Raw genomic sequence first — 22,319 nt, 5'->3', positions numbered from 1 at the left:
GGCGAAGCTCAGGAGCAGGGGCCGGCGCCTGCGCCGACCGGCTGCTGCAGTTGTGCGGTTTGCAGCAGACGATCCAGCGCGGCTTCGACGTCCGCCTTCCAGCCCAGTCCCTGTTCCAGCTCCAGCCGCAGCCGGGGGAAGTAGCGGTGCGGTGCGACCTCCTTGAAGCCGACCTCGCGGAGGAACTCCGCATCCACAACGCATTGCTCGACCGAACAGTCGCCGAGGGTCTCGACGACGGGGCGCAGGTCCGGCGGCACCACGCTGGGGTTGGCGAGCTCCGCCACCGCGGCGGTGCGGCCGAAGGCCTCCAGGGCGCGCACGCCGCGGCGGACCAGGTCCTCCACCACCGCCGCCAGCAGGCGATGCGGTAGCCCCTCGGTGCCTTGTCCGCTGTGCCCGCCGTGCCCGGATTCCACCCCCACCGTGGTGAGCAGAACCGCGTCCGCGCTGACGGGCGCCGTCGGGAAGAGCTGGGCGCGTGGCACCGCCCCCGGCGGGGCGTAGAACGCGTACCCGAGGCACGGCGCGTCCGTGGGCCCCGGCCGCATTGCGGCGTCGTCGTCGGTGACTTCACCCGGTGTCGGTGCGCACTGGATCGCGAGCTGACCGCACGAGCCCCACTCGAGCATCACCATCGACAGCCAGGCTTCCTTCTCGAACTCGGGGTCTGCCAGGTGATCGTCGCCTCGCAGCGTCGACGGATCGACCTCCCAGAACACACACCGGCGCGCGTGCTTGGGTAGCTGCTCGAAACCGTCGAGCTGCAGGGGCGTGATTCTTAGTGACACTAAACTCCCCGGGTTTCACGCGGTGCCGTCGTGCGCTGCTGCCATTCCAGGATAGGAGCCTGCGCCGGCAACGGCCCACTTTCGGCGGGTTCCTGGGCCGGCGGCCCCTTCGGCGCCGAGAAATCTTGCTGCACAAAGATTTTCGCACACCCGGCGGCGGTCGTCGTCACCGATTCGGGGTCATGTGTCACAGTGACGTAATTACGCCGTGTCGTTGGTCAGCGCTTCGCCGAGTCCATCAAGTCGACGATTCGCTGCAGATCCTCGACCGAGCCGAACTCGACGACGATCTTGCCCTTGCGTTTGCCCAGACTCACCGTGACGCGGGTGTCGAACGCCGTGGACAGTTTTTCAGCAACGTCCTGCAGCCCCGGCATCTGGATCGGTTTGCGCCGTGGGGCCGGCTTGGTCGAGTCACCGTTTCGGTTTGCCAGCGTCACCGCCTCTTCGGTGGCGCGCACCGACAGACCCTCCGCGACGATGCGGGCGGCCAGCTCCTCCTGCTGCTCCGGGCCGCCCTCCAACGAGAGCAGCGCGCGGGCATGTCCGGCCGAGAGCACGCCTGCCGCGACCCGCCGCTGCACCGCGATGGGCAACCGCAGCAACCGGATCATGTTGGTGATCAAAGGGCGGGACCGGCCGATCCGGGCGGCGAGTTCGTCGTGGGTCACCCCGAACTCGTCGAGCAGCTGTTGGTAGGCGGCCGCTTCTTCGAGGGGGTTCAGCTGTACCCGATGAATGTTCTCCAGCAGTGCGTCGCGCAGCATGCTGTCGTCGGCGGTCTCGCGCACGATGGCGGGGATGGTCGCCAGGCCAGCCTGCTGGGCGGCTCGCCAGCGCCGCTCCCCCATCACCAGCTGATACCGCTGGGCCCCCGCGCCGGGCACTGCGCGCACCACGATCGGCTGCATGAGGCCGAACTCGCGGATGGAATGAACGAGCTCCGCGAGCGCCTCCTCGTCGAAGACCTGCCGCGGCTGACGCGGGTTGGGGTCGATCGACGCCGGATCGATCTCGCGGTAAACCGCACCCATGCCGTTGGGGCCGTTGGTGTCCACCGTCGCGCCGCCGCTGCTTCCGCCCAGCACCACATCGGCCGCCGCGTCGCCCATGCGGTGACCCGGCACCACCGCTTCGCCGTCGCTCGGCCCGGTGGGGATGAGCGATGCGAGTCCGCGGCCGAGGCCGCTGCGCTTGCGTGCCGGCTGGGTCATGATCGTGCCTCCTGCTGTGGGTGTCCGGGTGCGCCGCGTTCGGCAAGTTCGCGGCTGGCGTCGAGGTAGCTCATCGCGCCCCGCGAGCCGGGGTCGTAGTCCAGAATCGTCATCCCGTAGCCCGGCGCTTCGGAGACCTTGACGCTGCGCGGGATGACCGTGCGCAACACCTTGTCGCCGAAGTGCGTGCGCACGTCTTCGGCGACCTGATCCGCGAGCTTGGTGCGCCCGTCGTACATCGTCAGGATGACGGTCGACACGTTGAGTTCCGGATTCAGGTGCGCCTTGACCATCTCGATGTTGCGCAGCAGCTGGCCCACCCCTTCGAGGGCGTAGTACTCGCACTGGATGGGGATCAGCACCTCCGGCGCGGCCACAAGTGCGTTGATCGTCAGCAGGCCGAGCGAGGGCGGGCAGTCGATGAACACGTAGTCGAAGTCGTGGTGCTTGAGTTCGGCGAGGGCTGAGCGCAGGCGTCCCTCCCGCGCGACCATGCTGACCAATTCGATTTCCGCGCCCGCGAGATCGATGGTCGCGGGCACACAGAACAGACGCTCGCTGTGTGGGCTGCGTTGCAGCGCGGCCTGCACGGGGATCTCGCCGATGAGGACTTCGTACGACGACGGGGTGCCCGGGCGGTGTTCGATGCCCAGTGCGGTACTCGCGTTGCCCTGGGGGTCGAGGTCGATCACCAACGTGCGCAACCCCTGCAGCGCCAGCGCCGCGGCGACGTTCACGGCGGTGGTCGTCTTGCCGACGCCACCCTTCTGGTTGGCGATCGTGAACACGCGTTGGCGGATCGGTCGCGGCAGCTGACCGTGGGCGGCGTGGAGCAGACGCACGGCGCGCTCGGCCTCCGCGCCGATCGGGGTGTCCAGGCCGGCGTCCAGATCGGCGGTGTTGACCCACGGCTTATCTGCGGTCGCCGTGTTCCATGTTTCACGTGAAACATCGGCGGTCGGTGGGCCTGGAATGGGCCCTCCGCCCGGGGGTGCGCCTTCGGCGCCGGGTGCCGGACTCATGCTCTTCTCCTGCCCGTTGATCGTGACCGATTCGCTCGCTCGATCTGCGTTCCCCTCCGTGCGACGACCACGGTGACGGGTGGAGTCAAATAGTCCGCGCCACATGGCACCACCCTGACACCGTCGGCGCCGAGCGCCGCCATCACACGCCGGTGTTCGCGAATTTCGTCTTCCGCCCGCTCCCCCTTGAGCGCCAACATCCGCCCGCCGGGCTTCAGCAGCGGCATGCTCCACCGAACGATCTTGTCCAACGACGCCACCGCTCGAGATGCCACCGCGTCCATCTCCCCCACCTGTTGTCGCACTGACGCGTCCTCGGCCCGGCCGCGAACGACGGTGACATCCAAGCACAGTTCACCGACGACCTCCCGCAGGAAGTCACTGCGGCGTAGGAGCGGCTCGATGAGCGTCACCCGGACGTCCGGACGGGCCAGTGCCAACGGTATCCCGGGCAGCCCGGCCCCACTACCGATGTCGGCGACGTGCTCGCCAGCGGCCAGAAGTTCTGCCACCGCCGCGCTGTTCAGGATGTGTCGGTCCCAGATGCGGTCGACCTCCCGCGGACCCAGGAGGCCCCGTTCGACGCCGGCGCCGGCAAGGATCTCCGCGTATCGCTGCGCGCGCTCGAGTTCGGCCCCGAACACCGTGGCGGCAGCCCGCGGTGCCGCGGGCACCTCCACATGTTTCACGTGAAACATCCTCCGGATCCTCGCGGACCGCACCGGCGTCGATCGAACTACACCGATGTAACTCCCGGCGCTCAGGCGGGTTGAACGACCACCCGGCGCGACGGTTCCACGCCCTCGCTCTCGCTGCGGACGCCCTCGATCGCGGCCACTGCGTCGTGGACGATCTTGCGCTCGAAGGGCGTCATCGGCGCCAGCTCTTCACGCTCACCGGTCTCCAGCACGCGCCGCGCCACCTTCTCCCCGAGCGCGGCCAGCTCGTCGCGGCGACGCCGACGCCAGCGAGCGATGTCCAGCATCAGCCGGCTGCGCTCGCCCGTCTTCTGGTGCACGGCCAACCGAGTCAGCTCCTGCAGCGCATCGAGCACCTCGCCCTTGCGGCCGACGAGCTTGTTCAGATCGCTGCCGCCGTCGATGCTGACGACGGCACGGTCGCCTTCGACGTCGAGGTCGATGTCGCCGTCGAAGTCGAGCAGGTCCAACAACTCTTCGAGATAGTCACCCGCGATCTCGCCCTCGGCCACGAGGCGCTCTTCCAGATCGTCGTCCAGATCACCCGTCGTGGCTTCGTCGTCGTCGAGATTGCGTTCGGTCGTCTCGGCGTCGGTCATCTCTGTCTTCTCCCTCGTCTCCCGGACACGTGCCGGTGTTTAACGCTTTCGCTTCTTTGGGCGCGCACCCGGGCGGGGCGTCCGGTTGGCGCTCCCGCTGCGCGCACTCTGCTTGCCTGCGCCGGACGCGCCACTCGCGCTCGACGCCTCGTCGGCGGTTTCATCCTTGGCGGTGACGTCGGCCGCAGTGCCGGACTTCTCGGAGGTGGCGGCTTGAGCCTTGCGCGCGCGGTTCGGCTTGGCGCCCGGCGCCGGCGCGTTGGCGGCGCGGCGCTCCAGGGCTTCCTGCTTCTTGGCCTCTTCTTCCTTTTCGATCTTGCCGAACACGTAGTGCTGCTGACCGAACGTCCAGACGTTGTTGGCGAGCCAGTACATGATGATCGCCAGCGGCAGGAACGGACCACCGACGACGACGCCGAGCGGAAACACGTACAGCGCCAACTTGTTCATCATCGCGGTCTGCGGATTCGCCGCGGCCTCAGGGCTCTGCCGTGCGACCGACGCCCGGCTGTTGAAGTAGGTCGCGATGCCGGCCAGGATCATCAGCGGCACGCCGACCCCGATGACGGCCCAGCGGTTGAACTCGGTGAAGGCCTCCAAGCCGTGCTGCTGAATCATCGTCGCGCCCAGCGGGGCGCCGAACAGGTTGGCGTCCAGGAAGTGCCCCACGTCTGTCGCGCTGAACACGTAATTGGACAGCGACCGGTTCTCCTCGACCGACAGACCCAGCCGGCCGATACCGGTCTGGGTTCGGTTGAACGACATCAGCACGTGGAACAGGCCGAGGAACACCGGGATCTGCGCGAGCATCGGCAGGCAGCCGAGGATCGGGTTGAACCCGTGCTCGCGCTGCAGCTTCTGCATCTCGAGCGCCATCCGCTGACGGTCCTTGCCGTACTTCTTCTGCAGCGCCTTGATCTGCGGCTGCAGTTCCTGCATCTGGCGCGTGGTGCGAATCTGGCGCACGAAGGGCTTGTAGAGGATCGCGCGCAGGGTGAACACCAGGAACATCACCGACAGCGCCCAGGCGAAGAAGTTGGAGGGCCCGAGCAAGAACGCGAACGCCTTGTACCAGACCCACATGATCGCCGACACCGGGTAGTAAATGATGTCGAGGCTGAACCAGTTAAACACGCGGCTTGCTCTCCCCTCGCTTGTCCGGGCTGGCCCAGACAAGGTCGTCGGCTTCTACGGTCCGGTGCCCATCGCACGAGGCGCGCTCCGGAATTGGGTCCCATCCTCCCCGATGCCACGGTCCGCACTTGCACAGCCGCACGGCGGCCAACCAGCACCCGCGGATCAGGCCGTACTCCGTCAGCGCGTCGACCGCGTACTGACTGCACGTCGGAGTGAACCGACATGACGGTAATCGCAAGGGAGAGATGGTGTTTCGGTAAAGCTGGATGATGAAGATCACACCGCGCGCGGCCGCGGACCGTGCCCGCCCGCCTGTCATCGGCGGTCCCGGCCCGGTGACCGAACCTTCTGCACCGCGCTACGCAGCTGCTGTTCGAGGCGCGCCGACACGGCGGTGCGGCTGCTCGGCAGCGCGCGGATCACCAGTCGGTCAGCGGGGTCCAAGTCGGCGAGCACGTTGCGCGCCACATGACGCAGCCGTCGCGCCACCCGGTGTCGATCCACCGCATTACCAACCGATTTCGCAACCACTAAGCCGACCTTCGGACCGTCGTCTGCACCGTCGGAGGTACGCAACGCATGCACGACCAAATCGGGCTGCACCGCTCGCATCCCTCGACTGACCGTGGCACTGAACTCCGTCGACCGCGTCATCCGGTACCGCGCCGGAAGCACCGCGCTAGTTCCTGCGTCGACTCACGCAGTCAGCGAACGGCGGCCCTTGCGCCGCCGGGTCGACACGATGGCCCGGCCGGCCCGGGTTCGCATCCGCAGCCGGAACCCGTGCACCCGCGCCCGGCGCCGGTTGTTGGGCTGGAAGGTCCGCTTGCCCTTGGCCACGGCTATATCTCCTCGTTGCGTGTGGCATCCGCGTTGCCCACCTTGACACTTGGCGGTGAGGACGCGGTCGCCGTTGGTAAGCTCGTCCGTCTTGCTAGCCGGCGCGGTCTGCCAGAATTCCTGGGTCGCAGCCGTATCGCCACGTGCGGGCGACTGTTCGAGGGTACTGACGAGATTTCGCTGGGTCAAACCTCGCCCGGCGGCGGCCAAATACTTTACAAGCGCCACACCCGTCACCGCCCCGCGACACCCCTAAAGTCACCATGATCAAAGTTGCAGAACGGTTGGCACTCGGGGAGAAAACTGTTAGCTTCTGGCAATGCCGTTTCATAACGGAACGGCCACAAAACGACGACGCGAGGATGCCTACTCGGCCGCGAGCCCACAGCGCCGCAACCGCTGTGACGCGCCCCGGAGACACAGCTTCCCCGCCGGTAGACAACAGAGCGATGGCGGCTGTTCTTGTCCACAACCTGTGGATAACCATGTGGACAGTTCGTCATCGTTCATTTGGTCGTCTATCGACCGACCGCGAGGGGGTGCCAGCCTGTGACCGCTGACCCCGATCCGCCGTTCGTCGCGGTCTGGAACAACGTCGTTGCCGAACTGAACGGCGAAATTGACCCTTCCGCAAACAACAACGGCGGCCCCGCGGCCCCGCACCTCACGCCTCAGCAAAGAGCCTGGTTAAAGCTGGTCAAACCACTCGTGATGACCGAGGGGTTTGCCTTGCTGTCGGTGCCCAACCCGTTCGTCCAGAACGAGATCGAACGCCATCTACGCGAGCCGATCGTGACCGCCCTGAGCCGTCAGCTCGGCCAGCGCGTCGAGCTGGGTGTGCGCATCGCCGAACCTACTGCCGACGAGGTTGACGACGACCCGCCCCCGGACTCCGACGCCGGCAGCCCCCCCGATCCCGACGAGGTCGACGAGGATCGCGAGGCCCAAGCCAGCGCCGAAGAAAGCTGGCCGTCGTACTTCGGCCCCCGGCCCTCGAGCCACCCGTCCGACGAAGCCAACGCCGTCAATCTGAACCGCCGCTACACCTTCGACACGTTCGTCATCGGCGCCTCGAATCGGTTCGCTCACGCCGCGACGCTCGCGATTGCTGAGGCGCCGGCGCGCGCCTACAACCCGCTCTTCATCTGGGGTGAATCCGGACTGGGTAAAACCCACCTGCTCCATGCCGCCGGCAACTACGCTCAACGCCTCTTCCCGGGCATGCGAGTTAAGTACGTCTCCACCGAGGAATTCACCAACGACTTCATCAACTCGCTGCGTGACGACCGCAAGGCATCGTTCAAGCGCAGTTACCGCGACATCGACGTGCTGCTGATCGACGACATTCAGTTCATCGAAGGCAAGGAAGGTATCCAGGAGGAGTTCTTCCATACCTTCAATACGCTGCACAACGCCAACAAGCAGATCGTGATCTCCTCGGACCGGCCGCCCAAACAGCTGGCCACCCTCGAAGACCGGCTGCGCACCCGGTTCGAGTGGGGACTGATCACCGACGTTCAGCCGCCGGAGCTGGAAACCCGAATCGCCATTTTGCGCAAGAAGGCCCAGATGGATCGCCTCGATGTGCCCGACGAGGTGCTCGAGCTCATCGCCAGCAGCATCGAACGCAACATCCGTGAACTCGAGGGCGCACTGATCCGGGTCACCGCGTTCGCGTCGCTCAACAAGACACCGATCGACAAATCGCTGGCCGAAATCGTGCTGCGTGACCTCATTTCGGACGCCACCACGATGCAGATCAGCACGGCCGCGATCATGGCCGCCACGGCCGAGTACTTCGAAACCACCGTCGAGGAGCTGCGCGGCCCGGGCAAGACGCGCGCGCTCGCACAGTCGCGGCAGATCGCCATGTACCTGTGCCGTGAACTCACCGACCTCTCGCTGCCGAAGATCGGCCAGGCCTTCGGCCGCGATCACACCACCGTCATGTACGCGGAGAAGAAGATACGCGGCGAGATGGCCGAGCGGCGTGAGGTGTTCGATCACGTCAAGGAACTCACCACCCGCATCCGCCAGCGCGCCAAGCGCTGAGCGTTCCCACGATGCGGGCGCTGGCCCGAAATTCTTTCAAAAACTTTCGCCACGGCGGTCACAGTCGTCACACACCGGCCTTGTGCATACCGGTGTGGAGAACATCGGCATGAACCGGCGGGCAACACGGCTCTTGTTACACAACCCGTCCGGCGTCCCCAGCGCGCGAGGACTCAGTCACCGTTCCTCCACAACAGATTCACAAGACGCCACGCCAGCCATCCAGGGACGACACCGCTTCATCCCCAATGTGCACAGGCCCTATTACTGTTACTCGTTAATCTCTTCAATCTTCTTCTCAGAAGAAACCCGTTGGGGACGTAGGGTTCCGACCCCCGCAACGCGAGTCTGTAGCGCTGGTTGTCACCCCGATCGATTAGCTTTCAAGTTGACGCGGAAAGCTCTACGGTGGTTCTTCTACAGCCGTTCCTGCTCGTCGACGCATCCTGGGTGACGCGCGGTGAAACGCCGGGAAACCGCTGGTTAGAGCTTATTGTGGTGTTGATCGAAGGGACGCTATGGACGTGGCGACGACAACGGTTGGTCTCACCGATTTGAAGTTCCGTCTGGTTCGTGAGGACTTCGCCGATGCGGTGGCCTGGGTGGCCCGTAACCTGCCGGCCCGGCCGACGGTTCCGGTGTTGGCCGGTGTGCTGCTCACCGGCAACGATGACGGCCTCACCATCTCGGGTTTCGACTACGAAGTGTCGGCCGAAGTGCAAGTTGCCGCTGAAATCGCCTCGCCCGGAAGCGTTTTGGTATCCGGGCGGTTGCTCTCCGACATCACCAGGGCGCTGCCCGCAAAGCCTGTCGACGTCAGCGTCGAGGGCACCCGGGTCTCGTTGACCTGCGGCAGCGCCCGGTTCTCGCTGCCGACGATGGCCGTCGAGGACTACCCGTCGCTGCCCGCACTGCCCGACGACACCGGCGTGATCTCCGCGGAGCTGTTCGCCGAAGCCATCGGTCAGGTCGCTGTGGCCGCCGGTCGTGACGACACCCTGCCGATGTTGACCGGCATCCGGGTGGAGATCTCCGGAGAAAAGGTGGTTTTGGCGGCCACCGACCGGTTCCGGCTTGCGGTCCGCGAGCTGACCTGGTCGACGGAGTCGCCCGACGTCGAGGCGGCGGTGCTGGTGCCGGCCAAAACATTGGCCGAAGCGGCGAAGGCGGGCACTGACGGCAGCGACGTGCACCTGTCGTTGGGATCGGGTTCGGCCGTCGGCAAGGAGGGTCTGCTGGGCATCCGCAGCCAGGGCAAGCGCAGTACCACGCGGCTGCTGGATGCGGAGTTCCCGAAGTTCCGCCAGCTGTTGCCGGCCGAACACACCGCGATCGCCACCATGGGTGTCGCGGAGTTGACGGAGGCCATCAAACGCGTCGCTCTGGTCGCCGACCGCGGTGCGCAGGTGCGCATGGAATTCGCCGATGACGTCCTGCATCTGTCGGCGGGCGCCGATGACGTCGGCCGTGCGGAGGAGGATCTGCCGGTCGCGTTCTCCGGGGAGCCGTTGACCATCGCCTTCAACCCGACATACCTCACCGACGGGTTGGGGTCGCTGCATTCCGAGCGGGTGACGTTCGGTTTCACGACACCCAGTCGCCCGGCGGTGTTACGGCCGGCCACCGAGAATGACGGCGAGGCCGGTGCGACGGGTCCGTTCCCGGCCGCGCAAACCGATTACGTCTACCTGTTGATGCCGGTGCGGCTGCCAGGCTGACCGGCCCGATCGCCAGAAAGAGGCGCACATGCAATTGGGTCTGGTCGGCCTGGGCAAGATGGGTTTCAACATGCGCGAGCGGCTGCGCGAAGGCGGCCACGAAGTCATCGGCTATGACCCCCGTCCGGAGGTCACCGACGTGCCGACGTTGGCGGCGCTCGCCGATGCGCTCGACGCGCCACGCGTGGTGTGGGTCATGGTCCCGTCGGGTCCCATCACCCACGACACCATCACCGCGCTGGCCGACGAACTCAGCCCGGGGGACCTGGTCATCGACGGCGGAAACTCGCGATTCACTGAGGACACGCCGCACGCAAAACTGTTGGGCGACAAAGGTATTGCGTTCATCGATGCCGGAGTGTCCGGAGGCGTGTGGGGATTGAAGGAAGGCTACGGGCTGATGGTCGGCGGCAGCGCGGCCGACGTCGAACGCGTGATGCCGATCTTCGACACCCTGCGCCCGGCGGGGCCCCGTGAAGACGGATTCGTCCACGCCGGCCCGGTCGGAGCCGGGCATTACGCCAAGATGGTGCACAACGGCATCGAGTACGGGCTGATGATGGCCTACGCCGAAGGCTATGAGTTATTGGCCGCCGAGGACCTGATCACCGACACGCAGGCGGTCATCCAGGCGTGGACCAACGGCACTGTGGTGCGGTCGTGGTTGCAGCAGCTGCTGGCCAAGGCGTTGAAGGAGGACCCGGACTTCGGCCAGATCAGTGACTACACCGAGGATTCGGGCGAAGGCCGATGGACCGTCGAGGAAGCCATCAACCACCGGGTGCCGATGCCCGTCATCGCCGCGTCGTTGTTTGCACGGTTCGCCTCCCGGCAGGAGGAGTCGCCGGCGATGAAGGCGGTCTCGGCGCTGCGTAACCAGTTCGGCGGGCATGCGGTCAAGAGGATCAGTGAGTCTGGATAGCCCACGGTGTATGTCCGCCATCTCGAGTTGACCGATTTCCGGTCCTGGGCGCGAGCCGACTTGGACCTGGAACCGGGCCGCACCGTGTTCGTCGGGCCGAATGGTTATGGAAAGACGAATCTCGTTGAGGCGCTGTGGTATTCGACCACATTGGGGTCACACCGGGTGGCGTCGGACGCGCCGCTGATCCGGGCGGGCGCCGAACGCGCGGTGGTCTCGACGATCGTTGTCAACGACGGCCGGGAACTGGCCGTGGACCTGGAGATCACCGCGGGCCGGGCCAACAAGGCCCGGCTCAACCGGTCCCCCGTCCGCAGCGCGCGGGAAATCCTGGGTGTGCTGCGGGCGGTGATGTTCGCACCCGAAGACCTGGCCTTGGTCCGCGGGGCACCCGGGGAGCGCCGCCGCTATCTCGACGAACTCGCGACCACCCGGCGCCCGGCCGTCGCCGGTATCCGGGCGGATTACGACCGGGTGGTGCGGCAGCGCACCGCACTGCTGAAAACAGCTGCGGCGGCACGGTTTCGGGGTGACCGCAACGTGCTGGACACGCTCGACGTCTGGGACGGGCACCTGGCGGCCCACGGCGCGCAATTGATCGCGGCGCGGGTGCAGCTGGTGAACGAGCTGGCGCCCGAGGTGGAGAAGGCGTACCAACTGCTGGCGCCCGCGTCGCGCCCCGCGGCGATCCGCTACCGCAGCAGCCTCGACCTGGACGGCGGCGACGCCGACGGGGCGGAGTACTTCGAGGCGGCGCTGCTGGATGCGTTGGCGCGCCGGCGCGACGCCGAACTCGAACGCGGCGTGTGCCTGGTGGGGCCGCACCGCGACGATCTGGAATTGCGCCTCGGTGACCAGATGGCGAAAGGCTTTGCCAGCCATGGGGAATCGTGGTCGATGGCGTTGGCACTGCGGCTGGCCGCGTATGAGCTGCTGCGCTCCGAAGGCGGGGATCCTGTGTTGCTTCTGGACGATGTGTTCGCCGAACTGGACATCGCGCGTCGTCAAGCACTGGCGCAGGTCGCGGGTTCGGCGGAACAGGTGTTGGTCACGGCCGCCGTCCATGAGGACATTCCGGGTGACTGGGATGTGCGCCGGATCGAGATCAACATGTGTGATGACGACAGTGGTCGAGTATCGGTGGTGAGCCCATGAGCGATCCGGACCAGCCGCAAGGCCCGCCGGAGCATCTCGCCGGGCTGGCGGGCATGGATCTGGTGCGCCGCACCCTCGAAGAGGCTCGGGGCGCGGCGCGCAGCCAGGGCAAGGACGTCGGGCGCGGCCAGACGTCGCCGAAGCGCCGGGTCGCCACTCCCGGCAGGCGGCGCAGCTGGTCTGGTCCCGGGCCGGACCCGCGGGACCCTCAGCTGCTCGGCGCCGTGACCTCGGAGCTCGCCCGCAGCCGCGGATGGTCCACCCGGGTGGCGGAGGGCACGGTGTTCGGGCGATGGCCAGGGGTGGTCGGTGAACAGATCGCCGCGCATGCGACACCGACGTCGCTGCGTGACGGGGTGCTGACCGTCTCCGCGGAATCGACGGCGTGGGCTACGCAATTGCGCATGGTGCAGGCGCAACTGCTGGCCAAGATCGCCGCTGCGGTTGGAGACGGCGTGGTCAAATCGTTGAAGATCGTGGGTCCGGCGGCGCCGTCGTGGCGGAAGGGCCGCTACCACATCGCCGGCCGCGGGCCGCGCGACACGTATGGATAACGACGGAACCGATGTCGGCTGAGAGGCGTCATAACAGTGTGAGCCGGTTTCTACAGCGTCAAGACCTATCTTTGTCCGAGAAATTCGGTGTACGTCGCAACTAGATGGCGAGAAACGCCGCCGCAGAATCGGTCCTGTCGTGACTAACCGGTAGACTGACCCCGAGACCTGCAGCGGCATTGATCCGCTCGCATTCGACCCCCAAGGAGACCTGTCCGCCCGTGGCTGCTGCGAAGAAGACTGCCAAGCCGGCATATGGCGCCGAATCCATCCAAATTCTCGAGGGACTAGAGGCTGTTCGCAAACGCCCCGGCATGTATATCGGGTCGACGGGTGAGCGGGGCCTGCACCACCTCATCTGGGAGGTGGTCGACAACGCCGTCGACGAGGCGATGGCGGGCTACGCCACACGCGTCGACGTGCGACTCCTCGAGGACGGCGGGGTGGAGGTGCGCGACGACGGCCGCGGCATCCCGGTGGCCATGCACGCCACCGGCATCCCGACCGTCGATGTCGTCATGACGCAGCTGCACGCCGGCGGCAAGTTCGACGGCGAGGCCTACGCGGTGTCGGGTGGCCTGCACGGTGTGGGTGTCTCGGTGGTCAACGCGTTGTCGACCCGGCTCGAGGTCGAGATCATGACCGACGGCTACGAGTGGTTCCAGCATTACGACCGTTCGGTGCCGGGCACCCTCAAGCAGGGGGAAAAGACCAAGAAGACCGGCACCACGGTGCGGTTCTGGGCCGATCCGGAGGTCTTCGAAACCACCACGTACGACTTCGAGACGGTGGCCCGGCGGCTGCAGGAGATGGCGTTCCTCAACAAGGGCCTGACCATCACACTCGTCGACGAGCGGGTCAGTTCGACCGAGGTCGTCGACGAGGTGGTCAGTGACACCGCCGAGGCACCGAAGTCCGCCGAGGAGAAGGCGGCCGAAGAGGCCGGCCCGCACAAGGTCAAGCAGCGCACGTTCCACTACCCCGGCGGGCTGGTCGATTACGTCAAGCACATCAACCGCACGAAAACGCCGATCCACCAAAGCATCGTGGACTTTTCCGGTAAGGGCGAAGGCCACGAAGTCGAGGTCGCGATGCAGTGGAACGCCGGCTACTCGGAGTCGGTGCACACCTTCGCCAACACCATCAACACCCATGAGGGCGGCACCCACGAAGAGGGCTTCCGCGCGGCGCTGACCAGCGTGGTCAACAAGTACGCCAAAGACAAGAAGCTGCTCAAGGACAAGGATCCCAACCTCACCGGCGACGATATCCGCGAGGGACTGGCCGCGGTGATCTCGGTGAAGGTCGCCGAGCCGCAGTTCGAGGGCCAGACCAAGACCAAGCTCGGCAACACCGAAGTGAAGTCGTTCGTGCAGAAGATCTGCAACGAACAGCTGGGACACTGGTTCGAAGCCAATCCCGCTGAAGCCAAAACAGTTGTCAACAAAGCTGTTTCGTCGGCGCAGGCCCGTATCGCCGCGCGCAAGGCGCGCGAGTTGGTGCGCCGCAAGAGCGCGACCGACATCGGCGGATTGCCGGGCAAGCTGGCCGACTGCCGCTCCACCGACCCGCGGAAGTCGGAACTGTATGTGGTGGAGGGCGACTCGGCCGGCGGCTCGGCCAAGAGCGGCCGCGACTCGATGTTCCAGGCGATCCTGCCGTTGCGTGGCAAGATCATCAACGTCGAGAAAGCGCGCATCGACCGGGTGCTGAAGAACACCGAAGTCCAGGCCATCATCACGGCGCTGGGCACCGGCATCCACGACGAGTTCGACATCAGCAAGCTGCGCTACCACAAGATCGTGTTGATGGCCGACGCGGACGTCGACGGCCAGCACATCTCGACGCTGCTGCTGACGCTGCTGTTCCGGTTCATGAAACCGCTGATCGAGAACGGGCACGTGTTCCTGGCGCAGCCGCCGCTGTACAAGCTGAAATGGCAACGCGCCGAACCGGAATTCGCCTATTCCGACCGGGAACGCGACGGCCTGTTGGAAGCCGGTCTCAAGGCCGGCAAGAAGATCAACAAGGACGACGGCATCCAGCGCTACAAAGGTCTGGGCGAGATGGACGCCAAGGAGCTGTGGGAGACCACCATGGATCCGTCGGTGCGGGTGCTGCGTCAGGTCACCTTGGACGACGCGGCCGCCGCCGACGAGCTGTTCTCGATTCTGATGGGCGAGGACGTCGAAGCGCGTCGCAGCTTCATCACCCGTAATGCCAAAGACGTTCGCTTCCTAGACGTATAGGACTCATCGAATGACTGACACCACGTTGCCGCCCGGCGACGAAGCAGGAGACCGCATCGAGCCGGTCGACATCCAGCAGGAGATGCAGCGCAGCTACATCGACTACGCGATGAGCGTGATCGTCGGCCGGGCGCTGCCGGAGGTCCGCGACGGCCTCAAGCCGGTGCACCGCCGTGTGCTGTACGCAATGTTCGACTCCGGTTTCCGGCCGGACCGCAGCCACGCGAAATCGGCGCGCTCCGTTGCCGAAACGATGGGCAACTACCACCCCCACGGCGACGCGTCGATCTACGACACGTTGGTCCGCATGGCCCAGCCGTGGTCGCTGCGCTATCCCCTGGTCGACGGCCAGGGCAACTTCGGTTCGCCGGGCAACGACCCACCGGCTGCGATGAGGTATTGCGTTACGGGTGATGCGTTGGTGCGCTTGCCGTTTGGGCAATCGGTGAGGATCGCTGACGTCGTCCCCGGTGCCCGGCCAAACTCAGACAACGCTCTCGAGCTCAAGGTCCTCGACCGCCACGGAAACCCGGTCCTCGCCGAGCAGTTTTTCCACTCAGGTGAGCATCAGACGTATACGGTTCGGACGACCGAGGGTTATGAGGTCACCGGTACGGCAAACCACCCGCTGCTCTGTCTCGTGGACGTCGGCGGCGTACCCACGCTGTTGTGGAAGCTGATCGAAGAAATCCGGCCTGACGATCACGTTGTTCTGCAGCGCACTCCGCCGATGGAGTTCGGTCCCGCCGATTGGCACGACGCGTTCGAGGCGCTGCTTCTCGGTGCGTTCATCAGCGAGGGTTTCGTTTCGGAACAGCGGGCCGGCTTCAACAACTTGGATCGCGACTACTTCAACATGGTCGTCGCCGCATACGACGCCGTTGTGGGCGGTAGCCGCTATGTCTCGGAGCGGATGATCGCATCGGGCTCGAGGCTGCTCGAGCTGGACATCCACAACCTCTCAGCACTACGGAAGACGCGGCTCTTCGATCTCGTCGGTCAGCGATCGGCAGACAAAGCTGTCCCGGAATGGCTGTGGAACGCACCGGCAGCGGTCAAGCGAGTGTTCCTACAGGCGTTGTTCGAGGGCGACGGGTCGTGTTCTGCACTGCCGCGCAACACGATTCAGGTGTCTTACTCGACGCGCAGCGAGCAGCTTGCAAAAGACGTCCAGCAGATGCTGCTGGAATTCGGTGTCGTCTCGCGGCGCTATCTCCACGCCACCGGTGAGCACAAGGTTGTGCTTACCAGCCGCGCGCAGGCGGAACTGTTCGCAACCCAGATCGGCTTCGGGGGAGCCAAGCAGACGAAGCTGCGAGCCATTCTCGCGGAACTGCCTGAAATTGCTGCAGGACGCGACGGCGACCAAGTTCCAGGCCTCGCTCAGTTCATCCGCAAGCATTGCGGAAGCCGTTGGGTCGATAAGGAATGGTTGCGCAAGCACAGCATCGACCGGCATTCGCGGTGGCAGCGAGACGGGGCTGAGATCCTGAGCCGCATCGCCGACCCCGATGTCCGCGCGATCGCATCCGAACTCACCGACGGCCGCTTCTACTACGCGCGCGTCGCGTCGGTAACCGATGCCGGCGTGCAACCGGTGTACAGCCTGCGCGTCGACACCGAGGACCACGCGTTCATCACCAACGGCTTCGTCAGCCACAACACCGAAGCGCGGCTTACTCCGCTGGCGATGGAGATGCTGCGTGAAATCGACGAGGAGACAGTCGATTTCATTCCGAACTACGACGGCCGTGTACAGGAACCGACGGTTCTACCCAGCCGGTTCCCCAACCTGCTGGCCAACGGCTCGGGCGGCATCGCGGTCGGCATGGCGACCAACATCCCGCCGCACAACCTGCGTGAGCTCGCCGAGGCCGTGTACTGGTGCCTGGAAAACTTCGACGCCGATGAAGAGGCCACCCTCGCCGCCGTCACCGAACGCGTCAAGGGCCCCGACTTCCCCACGCACGGTTTGATCGTCGGCTCGCAAGGCATCGAGGACACCTACAAGACGGGTCGCGGATCGATCCGGATGCGTGGCGTGGTCGAGATCGAAGAGGACAACCGCGGCCGCACCGGCATCGTCATCACCGAGCTGCCGTATCAGGTCAACCACGACAACTTCATCACTTCGATCGCCGAGCAGGTCCGCGACGGAAAACTCAACGGAATAGCCAACATTGAGGACCAGAGCAGCGACCGCGTCGGCCTGCGCATCGTCGTGGAGCTCAAGCGCGACGCCGTGGCCAAGGTGGTGCTCAACAACCTCTACAAGCACACCCAGCTGCAGACCAGCTTCGGCGCGAACATGCTCGCGATCGTCGACGGGGTGCCGCGCACGCTGAGGCTCGACCAGCTCATCCGGCACTACGTCGACCATCAGCTCGACGTCATCGTCCGGCGCACCACCTACCGGTTGCGCAAGGCCAACGAACGGGCCCACATCCTGCGCGGCCTGGTCAAGGCGCTCGACGCGCTCGACGAAGTCATCGCGCTGATCCGGGCGTCGGAGACGGTCGACGTTGCCAAGCAAGGCTTGATCGAGCTGCTCGACATCGACGAGATCCAGGCGCAGGCGATCCTGGACATGCAGCTGCGCCGGCTGGCCGCACTGGAACGTCAGAAGATCGTCGACGACCTGGCCAAGATCGAGGCCGAGATCGCCGATCTGGAAGACATCCTGGCCAAGCCGGAGCGCCAGCGCGCCATTGTGCGCGACGAGCTCAAGGAGATCGTCGAGAAGTACGGCGATGACCGTCGCACCCGCATCGTGGCCGCCGACGGCGACGTCACCGACGAGGACCTCATCGCCCGCGAGGACGTCGTCGTCACTATCACCGAAACCGGCTACGCCAAGCGCACCAAGACCGACCTGTACCGCAGCCAGAAACGCGGCGGCAAGGGCGTGCAGGGCGCCGGGCTCAAGCAGGACGACATCGTCAACCACTTCTTCGTCTGCTCCACCCACGACTGGATCCTGTTCTTCACCACGCAGGGCCGGGTGTACCGGGCGAAGGCCTACGACCTGCCCGAGGCGTCGCGCACGGCGCGCGGGCAGCACGTCGCCAACCTGCTGGCCTTCCAGCCGGAGGAGCGCATCGCCCAGGTCATCCAGATCAAGTCCTACGAGGACGCGCCGTATCTGGTGCTGGCCACCCGCAACGGGCTGGTGAAGAAGAGCAAGCTCACCGATTTCGACTCCAACCGTTCCGGCGGCATCGTCGCGGTCAATTTGCGCGACGGCGATGAGTTGGTCGGCGCGGTGTTGTGCTCGGCCTCCGACGACCTGCTGCTGGTGAGCGCCAAGGGGCAGTCGATCCGCTTCTCAGCAACCGACGAGGCGCTGCGGCCGATGGGCCGGGCCACCTCCGGTGTGCAGGGTATGCGGTTCAACGCCGACGACCGGCTGTTGTCCCTCAACGTCGTCCGTCCGGAGACATATCTGCTGGTAGCGACGTCGGGCGGATACGCCAAGCGAACAGCCATCGAGGACTACCCGGTGCAGGGCCGCGGCGGCAAAGGGGTGCTGACGATCCAGTACGACAAGCGGCGTGGCAACCTGGTGGGAGCGTTGATCGTCGACGACGACACCGAGCTGTACGCCATCACCTCTGGTGGCGGTGTCATCCGCACCGCGGCGCGCCAGGTCCGTAAGGCCGGGCGGCAAACCAAGGGCGTTCGCTTGATGAACCTGGGCGAGGGCGACACACTGGTTGCGGTCGCGCGAAACGCCGAGGAGGGGCCCGAGGCCGAGGCCGCCGAGGGCACCGAGTCCGACGCGACGTGACGCGACGGCCGATTGCCAGCCGGGCGGTCGGACAGAGCTAAGGAGCCGTAGGTGACTTCACCGAGCGAGCCGGGACACCCACGAACGGGCGAACGCCCGGCCAGCGCCAACGGCTCGACGCCCGGTAGCGCGGCGTCGGAGGACAGGGCGACGGCACGGATCGCCGATGCAGGCGACGTTCCGCCGTGGCAGCGCGGCGCCTCGCGAGCGGCCAGCGCGCAGTCGGCGTCCGAGCAGCCGGCCCGCGGGTCAACCGGTGTCGATGAGCGGTTGAACCGGTTCATGTCAGGTACCGCGTCGAGCGCTGACGAGGTTCCAGCCCCACCCCCGCCGCCGCTGCGCGGTGAGCGCAGCGAGCACACACGAACCGAGGTGTACGCCAGCGAGCTGCCGGATCTGTCCGGGCCGGTGCCGCGGCCGCCGCAGCGCAGGACAAGCAGCGCCACCCCCGAGCCTGCGACGCGAGACAGCGCCCCGACGACGCGCATCCAGGTCGGCACCCGACATCAGGGCCCAGTGCGGGCCAGCATGCAGATCCGCCGGATCGACCCGTGGAGCGTGCTGAAGGTCTCGCTGGTGTTGTCCGTCGCCCTGTTCTTTGTGTGGATGATCGCGGTGGCCTTCCTGTACCTGGTGCTCGGCGGGATGGGCGTGTGGAGCAAGCTCAACAGCAACGTCGGCGACTTGTTGACGAGCGCGAGCGGAAGCACCGGCGGCGAGATCGTCTCCAGCGGCACCATCTTCGGTGGTGCGATGCTGATCGGCTTGGTCAACATCGTGCTGTTGTCCGCCATGGCGACCATCGGGGCGTTCATCTACAACCTGACCACCGACATCGTCGGCGGCATCGAGGTGACGCTGGCGGACCGGGACTGACAGTTTGGGCGGCGGGGCGCGATTGCGGTAATCTCGTCGCTCGGCCGTATGAGATTACGGGCCTATAGCTCAGGCGGTTAGAGCGCTTCGCTGATAACGAAGAGGTCGGAGGTTCGAGTCCTCCTAGGCCCACGGAGAGGGGCACCATGAGGCTGGCTTTTCTGCTCGCCGTTGGCGCCATCGCGGCCGTGGCCGTCACGGTGTGGCGGTCTCGCCACGGCGCCGAGGTCTGGCACGTCGCGCCGGATCAACCCTCGTGACCCAGGGGCCTTAGCTCAGTTGGTAGAGCGCTGCCTTTGCAAGGCAGAAGTCAGGGGTTCGCTCGTTATCTCTAGGAGAGGTAGATGAAAGTGGGTGTGACCAGCGGTGATACCGCCACGGTCATATCCATGACGGGGCCATAGTTCAACGGTAGAACCGGGCCTTTGCAAGGCTCAAATCGGGGTTCGATTCCCCGTGGCTCCACCTTTGGTCGGTACGGCCGGCGNGGTAGATGAAAGTGGGTGTGACCAGCGGTGATACCGCCACGGTCATATCCATGACGGGGCCATAGTTCAACGGTAGAACGGGGCCTTTGCAAGGCTCAAATCGGGGTTCGATTCCCCGTGGCTCCACCTTTGGTCGGTACGGCCGGCGGTGACACTACGCCCGTCTGATCCGCCCGATGCCGGGCAGGAACCGGTCGACAGCCTCACAGTAGTCGCGGTAGGCCTGGCCGTGGGTGGCGGTGAGGTAGGGCTCTTCGATCAGGCGGACCTGCAGTTGACTACCGATGATGATCATCACGACGCCGGCGAGTGCAATACCGTTGGGAACCGCAAAGGTTAGTCCGATAACCATGACGTTGATCGACGTGTAGATGGGGTTGCGCACGATCGCGAAAATGCCGGTGGTGACCAGTGGCGGGCGTTCGGTGGGGTCGACAGTGGTGCGCCACGAAGATCCCATTGCGCGTTGGGCGCCGAACGCGGCGAACACGCCCAGTGCGGCGAGCATGATGCCGGCGACGCGGCTGGGCCCGTGGTCCAACAGTGGCACTGGCTGCAGGCCCAGCAGTTCGGCGATGGGGGCGGCGATGCCGGGCAGCAGCATGCCGGAGGCCAGGGTTCCTCGGGCCCACCACTGTTTGGGTGTGCGAGGGATGCGGATGCCGCTGTCGCCGGTGCGATGGCGTTGAATACGGGCTCGCACGTAGCCGTCGAGCAGCCAGAAAGCCGCGACGAGGAGCAAGGCGATGATGGCGTACATCGCGGACATCGTGGTCGGCTTTCGTGGTCGCGGGGGTGGCAGGTGAGATCTTTCGGGGGGCCGCGATGAAGAGGAGCCCGCGAAGGTGGTGTTCGATGCGGGCGGTGCCGTGCAGGCCGTGGCGGGCCAGTTCAGCGGCGAATTCGTCTGACTCGAAGCGGTTTTCGCGTGGGTGCACGGTGAATGTGCGGAACGCCCAGGTGTCGAGCATGCGGCGTGGAACTTCCTCGAACAACAGCAGCCCACCGGGGCGCAACACTCGGGCGATCTCGGCGACGGCCAGCTGCCAGTGCGGGACGTGGTGGATGATGCCGAAGTCAACGACGGTGTCGTGGCTGGCGGTCGGCTGATGGATGTCGCAGACATCGCCGACTGACAGGGATACGGGCCTGTGATGGAGGCGTTTGCGGGCGAGCTCGACCATGGTGTCGTCGAGGTCGAATGCGGTGACGTGGCGGGCCTGGAGCCGGTCGAGGATGACTTCGGAGCCGACACCTCGTCCGCAGCCGGTCTCGAGTACGTCCTGGCCGGTGAGGTCGCCACCGGCGAGGCGGCGAAACCATGCGGCTTCCCGATGGTGTTGATGGGCAGCCCGAATCGGGTTGTTCATCGCTGCCCGTTCGATGGTGTTGAGCTTCACCGCGCCACCTCAGCCTTCATCAATCGCAAGCGCTGTCATCGACTAATTCCGATCAATCTATGTTGTAGGCTATCATCGCGATATGTCGATGAAAAGTATGGGTGCTGCGCCGCCGAGTGCATCGCGCGACGAGTTGGCGGGGGCGGTGGCGTTGTTTCACAGTCTGTCCGATCCCACCCGGTTAGCGATCGCCCGCCGCCTAGCTGGTGGTGAGGCTCGGGTGGTGGATCTGACCGGTGAGTGGGGATTGGCGCAATCGACGGTGTCGTCGCATCTGGCGTGCCTGCGCGACTGTGGGCTGGTGGATTTCCGGCCCCAGGGCCGCGCCTCGGTGTATCGGCTGGCCCGGCCGGAACTGCTGGACATGTTTCGCGCGGCCGAGGCGGTGTTGGAGGCGGCCGGCAACGCCGTCGCCTTGTGCCCCAACTACGGCCACCCGACTGAACGGACGGTAGCGCGATGAGCGAGGCGTGCGGCTGCGGCAGCGACGCCCGCAACGAAGGCGAGCAGGAACCCGAACGGCTCTGGGAGATCCCCGAACTACGCGCGGCCGCAGCCGCGGGGGTGGTGCTGGTGGCCGGCTATGCGGTCGGCTGGTCCGGCGGCCCCCATGTGGTCGAAATCGGCCTGTATGCGCTGGCGTTGGCGATCGGGGCCTACACGTTCGTACCCTCGACGCTGCGCCGGTTAGCGCAAGGCAAGATCGGGGTCGGCACGCTGATGACGATCGCCGCCATCGGCGCGGTGATCCTCGGCGAGGTCGGCGAAGCCGCCATGCTGGCGTTCCTGTTCTCCATCAGCGAGGGCCTCGAAGAAT

The 22,319-nt window shown here is 65.9% G+C and carries 19 protein-coding genes, 3 tRNA genes and 2 pseudogenes; 13 read left to right on the top strand and 11 right to left on the bottom strand.

What is annotated here, in order from left to right:
• Positions 1-8: 8 nt before the first annotated feature.
• From CWS39_RS24720 to rpmH, 9 genes are all read right to left on the bottom strand, one after another.
• Positions 9-791 carry an acetyltransferase gene (locus CWS39_RS24720; protein WP_102145529.1) on the bottom strand — a complete coding sequence of 261 codons (783 nt, stop codon included), beginning with the start codon at positions 789-791 and terminating at the stop codon, positions 9-11.
• A 218-nt stretch (positions 792-1,009) separates the two neighbouring features.
• Entirely contained in the window at positions 1,010-2,005 is a 996-nt protein-coding gene (locus CWS39_RS24715; protein WP_102145528.1) for a ParB/RepB/Spo0J family partition protein, read from the bottom strand.
• Positions 2,002-3,027, bottom strand: a complete 1,026-nt coding sequence (locus CWS39_RS24710) for a ParA family protein (protein ID WP_306768847.1) — start codon at positions 3,025-3,027, stop codon at positions 2,002-2,004. Before CWS39_RS24710 ends, CWS39_RS24715 begins: the two co-directional genes overlap by 4 nt.
• Positions 3,024-3,725, bottom strand: coding sequence for a 16S rRNA (guanine(527)-N(7))-methyltransferase RsmG (gene rsmG / locus CWS39_RS24705; RefSeq protein ID WP_199178296.1), 702 nt, complete (start codon positions 3,723-3,725; stop codon positions 3,024-3,026). Before rsmG ends, CWS39_RS24710 begins: the two co-directional genes overlap by 4 nt.
• A 62-nt stretch (positions 3,726-3,787) precedes the next feature.
• Positions 3,788-4,324, bottom strand: coding sequence for a R3H domain-containing nucleic acid-binding protein (locus tag CWS39_RS24700; RefSeq protein WP_102145527.1), 537 nt, complete (start codon positions 4,322-4,324; stop codon positions 3,788-3,790).
• A 39-nt stretch (positions 4,325-4,363) separates the two neighbouring features.
• Entirely contained in the window at positions 4,364-5,407 is a 1,044-nt protein-coding gene (gene yidC / locus CWS39_RS24695; protein ID WP_233213675.1) for a membrane protein insertase YidC, read from the bottom strand.
• A 43-nt stretch (positions 5,408-5,450) separates the two neighbouring features.
• Positions 5,451-5,780, bottom strand: a complete 330-nt coding sequence (gene yidD / locus CWS39_RS24690; protein ID WP_102145525.1) for a membrane protein insertion efficiency factor YidD — start codon at positions 5,778-5,780, stop codon at positions 5,451-5,453.
• A complete protein-coding gene (rnpA, locus tag CWS39_RS24685; RefSeq protein ID WP_102145524.1) occupies positions 5,777-6,136 on the bottom strand; it encodes a ribonuclease P protein component in 360 nt (119 codons plus the stop codon). The genes yidD and rnpA overlap by 4 nt, the downstream gene beginning before the upstream one ends.
• Positions 6,137-6,157: 21 nt before the next feature.
• Positions 6,158-6,301, bottom strand: coding sequence for a 50S ribosomal protein L34 (rpmH, locus tag CWS39_RS24680; RefSeq protein ID WP_085254171.1), 144 nt, complete (start codon positions 6,299-6,301; stop codon positions 6,158-6,160).
• 549 nt (positions 6,302-6,850) lie between these two features.
• Here rpmH and dnaA point away from each other — a divergent pair.
• From dnaA to CWS39_RS24625, 11 genes are all read left to right on the top strand, one after another.
• Positions 6,851-8,353, top strand: a complete 1,503-nt coding sequence (gene dnaA, locus CWS39_RS24675) for a chromosomal replication initiator protein DnaA (RefSeq protein WP_102145523.1) — start codon at positions 6,851-6,853, stop codon at positions 8,351-8,353.
• Positions 8,354-8,871: 518 nt separating this feature from the next.
• Positions 8,872-10,071: a DNA polymerase III subunit beta gene (dnaN, locus tag CWS39_RS24670; RefSeq protein ID WP_102145522.1), complete on the top strand. Its 1,200-nt coding sequence runs from the start codon at positions 8,872-8,874 to the stop codon at positions 10,069-10,071.
• A 28-nt stretch (positions 10,072-10,099) separates the two neighbouring features.
• Positions 10,100-10,993, top strand: a complete 894-nt coding sequence (gene gnd, locus CWS39_RS24665; RefSeq protein ID WP_102145521.1) for a phosphogluconate dehydrogenase (NAD(+)-dependent, decarboxylating) — start codon at positions 10,100-10,102, stop codon at positions 10,991-10,993.
• Between the two features lie 6 nt (positions 10,994-10,999).
• Complete coding sequence (gene recF, locus CWS39_RS24660; protein WP_102145520.1) at positions 11,000-12,148, top strand: DNA replication/repair protein RecF; 1,149 nt, start codon at positions 11,000-11,002, stop codon at positions 12,146-12,148.
• Positions 12,145-12,702 (top strand): DUF721 family protein, encoded by a 558-nt coding sequence (locus CWS39_RS24655; protein WP_102145519.1) that lies wholly within the window; start codon positions 12,145-12,147, stop codon positions 12,700-12,702. Before recF ends, CWS39_RS24655 begins: the two co-directional genes overlap by 4 nt.
• Positions 12,703-12,923: 221 nt before the next feature.
• Positions 12,924-14,951: a DNA topoisomerase (ATP-hydrolyzing) subunit B gene (gene gyrB, locus CWS39_RS24650; protein ID WP_102145518.1), complete on the top strand. Its 2,028-nt coding sequence runs from the start codon at positions 12,924-12,926 to the stop codon at positions 14,949-14,951.
• Positions 14,952-14,961: 10 nt separating this feature from the next.
• On the top strand, positions 14,962-18,738 hold the full coding sequence (gene gyrA, locus CWS39_RS24645; protein WP_102145517.1) for an intein-containing DNA gyrase subunit A: 3,777 nt from the start codon (positions 14,962-14,964) through the stop codon (positions 18,736-18,738).
• 51 nt (positions 18,739-18,789) lie between these two features.
• Positions 18,790-19,614: a DUF3566 domain-containing protein gene (locus CWS39_RS24640; RefSeq protein ID WP_102145516.1), complete on the top strand. Its 825-nt coding sequence runs from the start codon at positions 18,790-18,792 to the stop codon at positions 19,612-19,614.
• A 58-nt stretch (positions 19,615-19,672) separates the two neighbouring features.
• Positions 19,673-19,746, top strand: a tRNA-Ile gene (locus tag CWS39_RS24635).
• A gap of 262 nt (positions 19,747-20,008) precedes the next feature.
• Positions 20,009-20,079, top strand: a tRNA-Ala gene (locus CWS39_RS24630).
• Positions 20,080-20,157: 78 nt separating this feature from the next.
• A tRNA-Ala gene (locus CWS39_RS24625) sits at positions 20,158-20,228 on the top strand.
• Between the two features lie 28 nt (positions 20,229-20,256).
• On the opposite strand, the gene CWS39_RS24620 is transcribed toward CWS39_RS24625, so the two are convergent.
• Entirely contained in the window at positions 20,257-20,862 is a 606-nt protein-coding gene (locus tag CWS39_RS24620) for a methyltransferase family protein (RefSeq protein WP_197419930.1), read from the bottom strand.
• A 46-nt stretch (positions 20,863-20,908) separates the two neighbouring features.
• Positions 20,909-21,502 (bottom strand): annotated as a pseudogene (locus CWS39_RS24615) (class I SAM-dependent methyltransferase); the annotation flags it as partial.
• A gap of 82 nt (positions 21,503-21,584) precedes the next feature.
• Between CWS39_RS24615 and CWS39_RS24610 the strand changes: the two are divergent.
• Together CWS39_RS24610 and CWS39_RS24605 are read left to right on the top strand one after the other, a co-directional pair.
• Positions 21,585-21,965: an ArsR/SmtB family transcription factor gene (locus CWS39_RS24610; RefSeq protein WP_431306183.1), complete on the top strand. Its 381-nt coding sequence runs from the start codon at positions 21,585-21,587 to the stop codon at positions 21,963-21,965.
• Positions 21,962-22,319 (top strand): annotated as a pseudogene (locus CWS39_RS24605) (heavy metal translocating P-type ATPase); the annotation flags it as partial. The gene CWS39_RS24610 and the pseudogene CWS39_RS24605, both read left to right, overlap by 4 nt.

It is taken from the genome of Mycobacterium hubeiense, assembly GCF_002838065.1.
GTDB classification, from domain to species: Bacteria; Actinomycetota; Actinomycetes; order Mycobacteriales; family Mycobacteriaceae; genus Mycobacterium; species Mycobacterium hubeiense.
Note: the sequence above shows the minus strand (reverse complement) of the source record. Positions and strands in the feature narration are given on the sequence as shown.

Excerpts from the sequence above, each read along its gene's own strand:
- CWS39_RS24655 (WP_102145519.1), top strand. The coding sequence starts at position 12,145 with ATGAGCGATCCGGACCAGCCGCAAGGCCCGCCGGAGCATCTCGCCGGG.
- dnaN (WP_102145522.1), top strand. The coding sequence starts at position 8,872 with ATGGACGTGGCGACGACAACGGTTGGTCTCACCGATTTGAAGTTCCGT.
- yidD (WP_102145525.1), bottom strand. The coding sequence starts at position 5,780 with ATGACAGGCGGGCGGGCACGGTCCGCGGCCGCGCGCGGTGTGATCTTC.
- CWS39_RS24710 (WP_306768847.1), bottom strand. The coding sequence starts at position 3,027 with ATGAGTCCGGCACCCGGCGCCGAAGGCGCACCCCCGGGCGGAGGGCCC.
- CWS39_RS24610 (WP_431306183.1), top strand. The coding sequence starts at position 21,585 with ATGTCGATGAAAAGTATGGGTGCTGCGCCGCCGAGTGCATCGCGCGAC.
- gyrA (WP_102145517.1), top strand. The coding sequence starts at position 14,962 with ATGACTGACACCACGTTGCCGCCCGGCGACGAAGCAGGAGACCGCATC.
- yidC (WP_233213675.1), bottom strand. The coding sequence starts at position 5,407 with ATGTGGGTCTGGTACAAGGCGTTCGCGTTCTTGCTCGGGCCCTCCAAC.
- gnd (WP_102145521.1), top strand. The coding sequence starts at position 10,100 with ATGCAATTGGGTCTGGTCGGCCTGGGCAAGATGGGTTTCAACATGCGC.
- CWS39_RS24715 (WP_102145528.1), bottom strand. The coding sequence starts at position 2,005 with ATGACCCAGCCGGCACGCAAGCGCAGCGGCCTCGGCCGCGGACTCGCA.
- CWS39_RS24620 (WP_197419930.1), bottom strand. The coding sequence starts at position 20,862 with ATGTACGCCATCATCGCCTTGCTCCTCGTCGCGGCTTTCTGGCTGCTC.
- rsmG (WP_199178296.1), bottom strand. The coding sequence starts at position 3,725 with ATGTTTCACGTGAAACATGTGGAGGTGCCCGCGGCACCGCGGGCTGCC.
- CWS39_RS24700 (WP_102145527.1), bottom strand. The coding sequence starts at position 4,324 with ATGACCGACGCCGAGACGACCGAACGCAATCTCGACGACGACGAAGCC.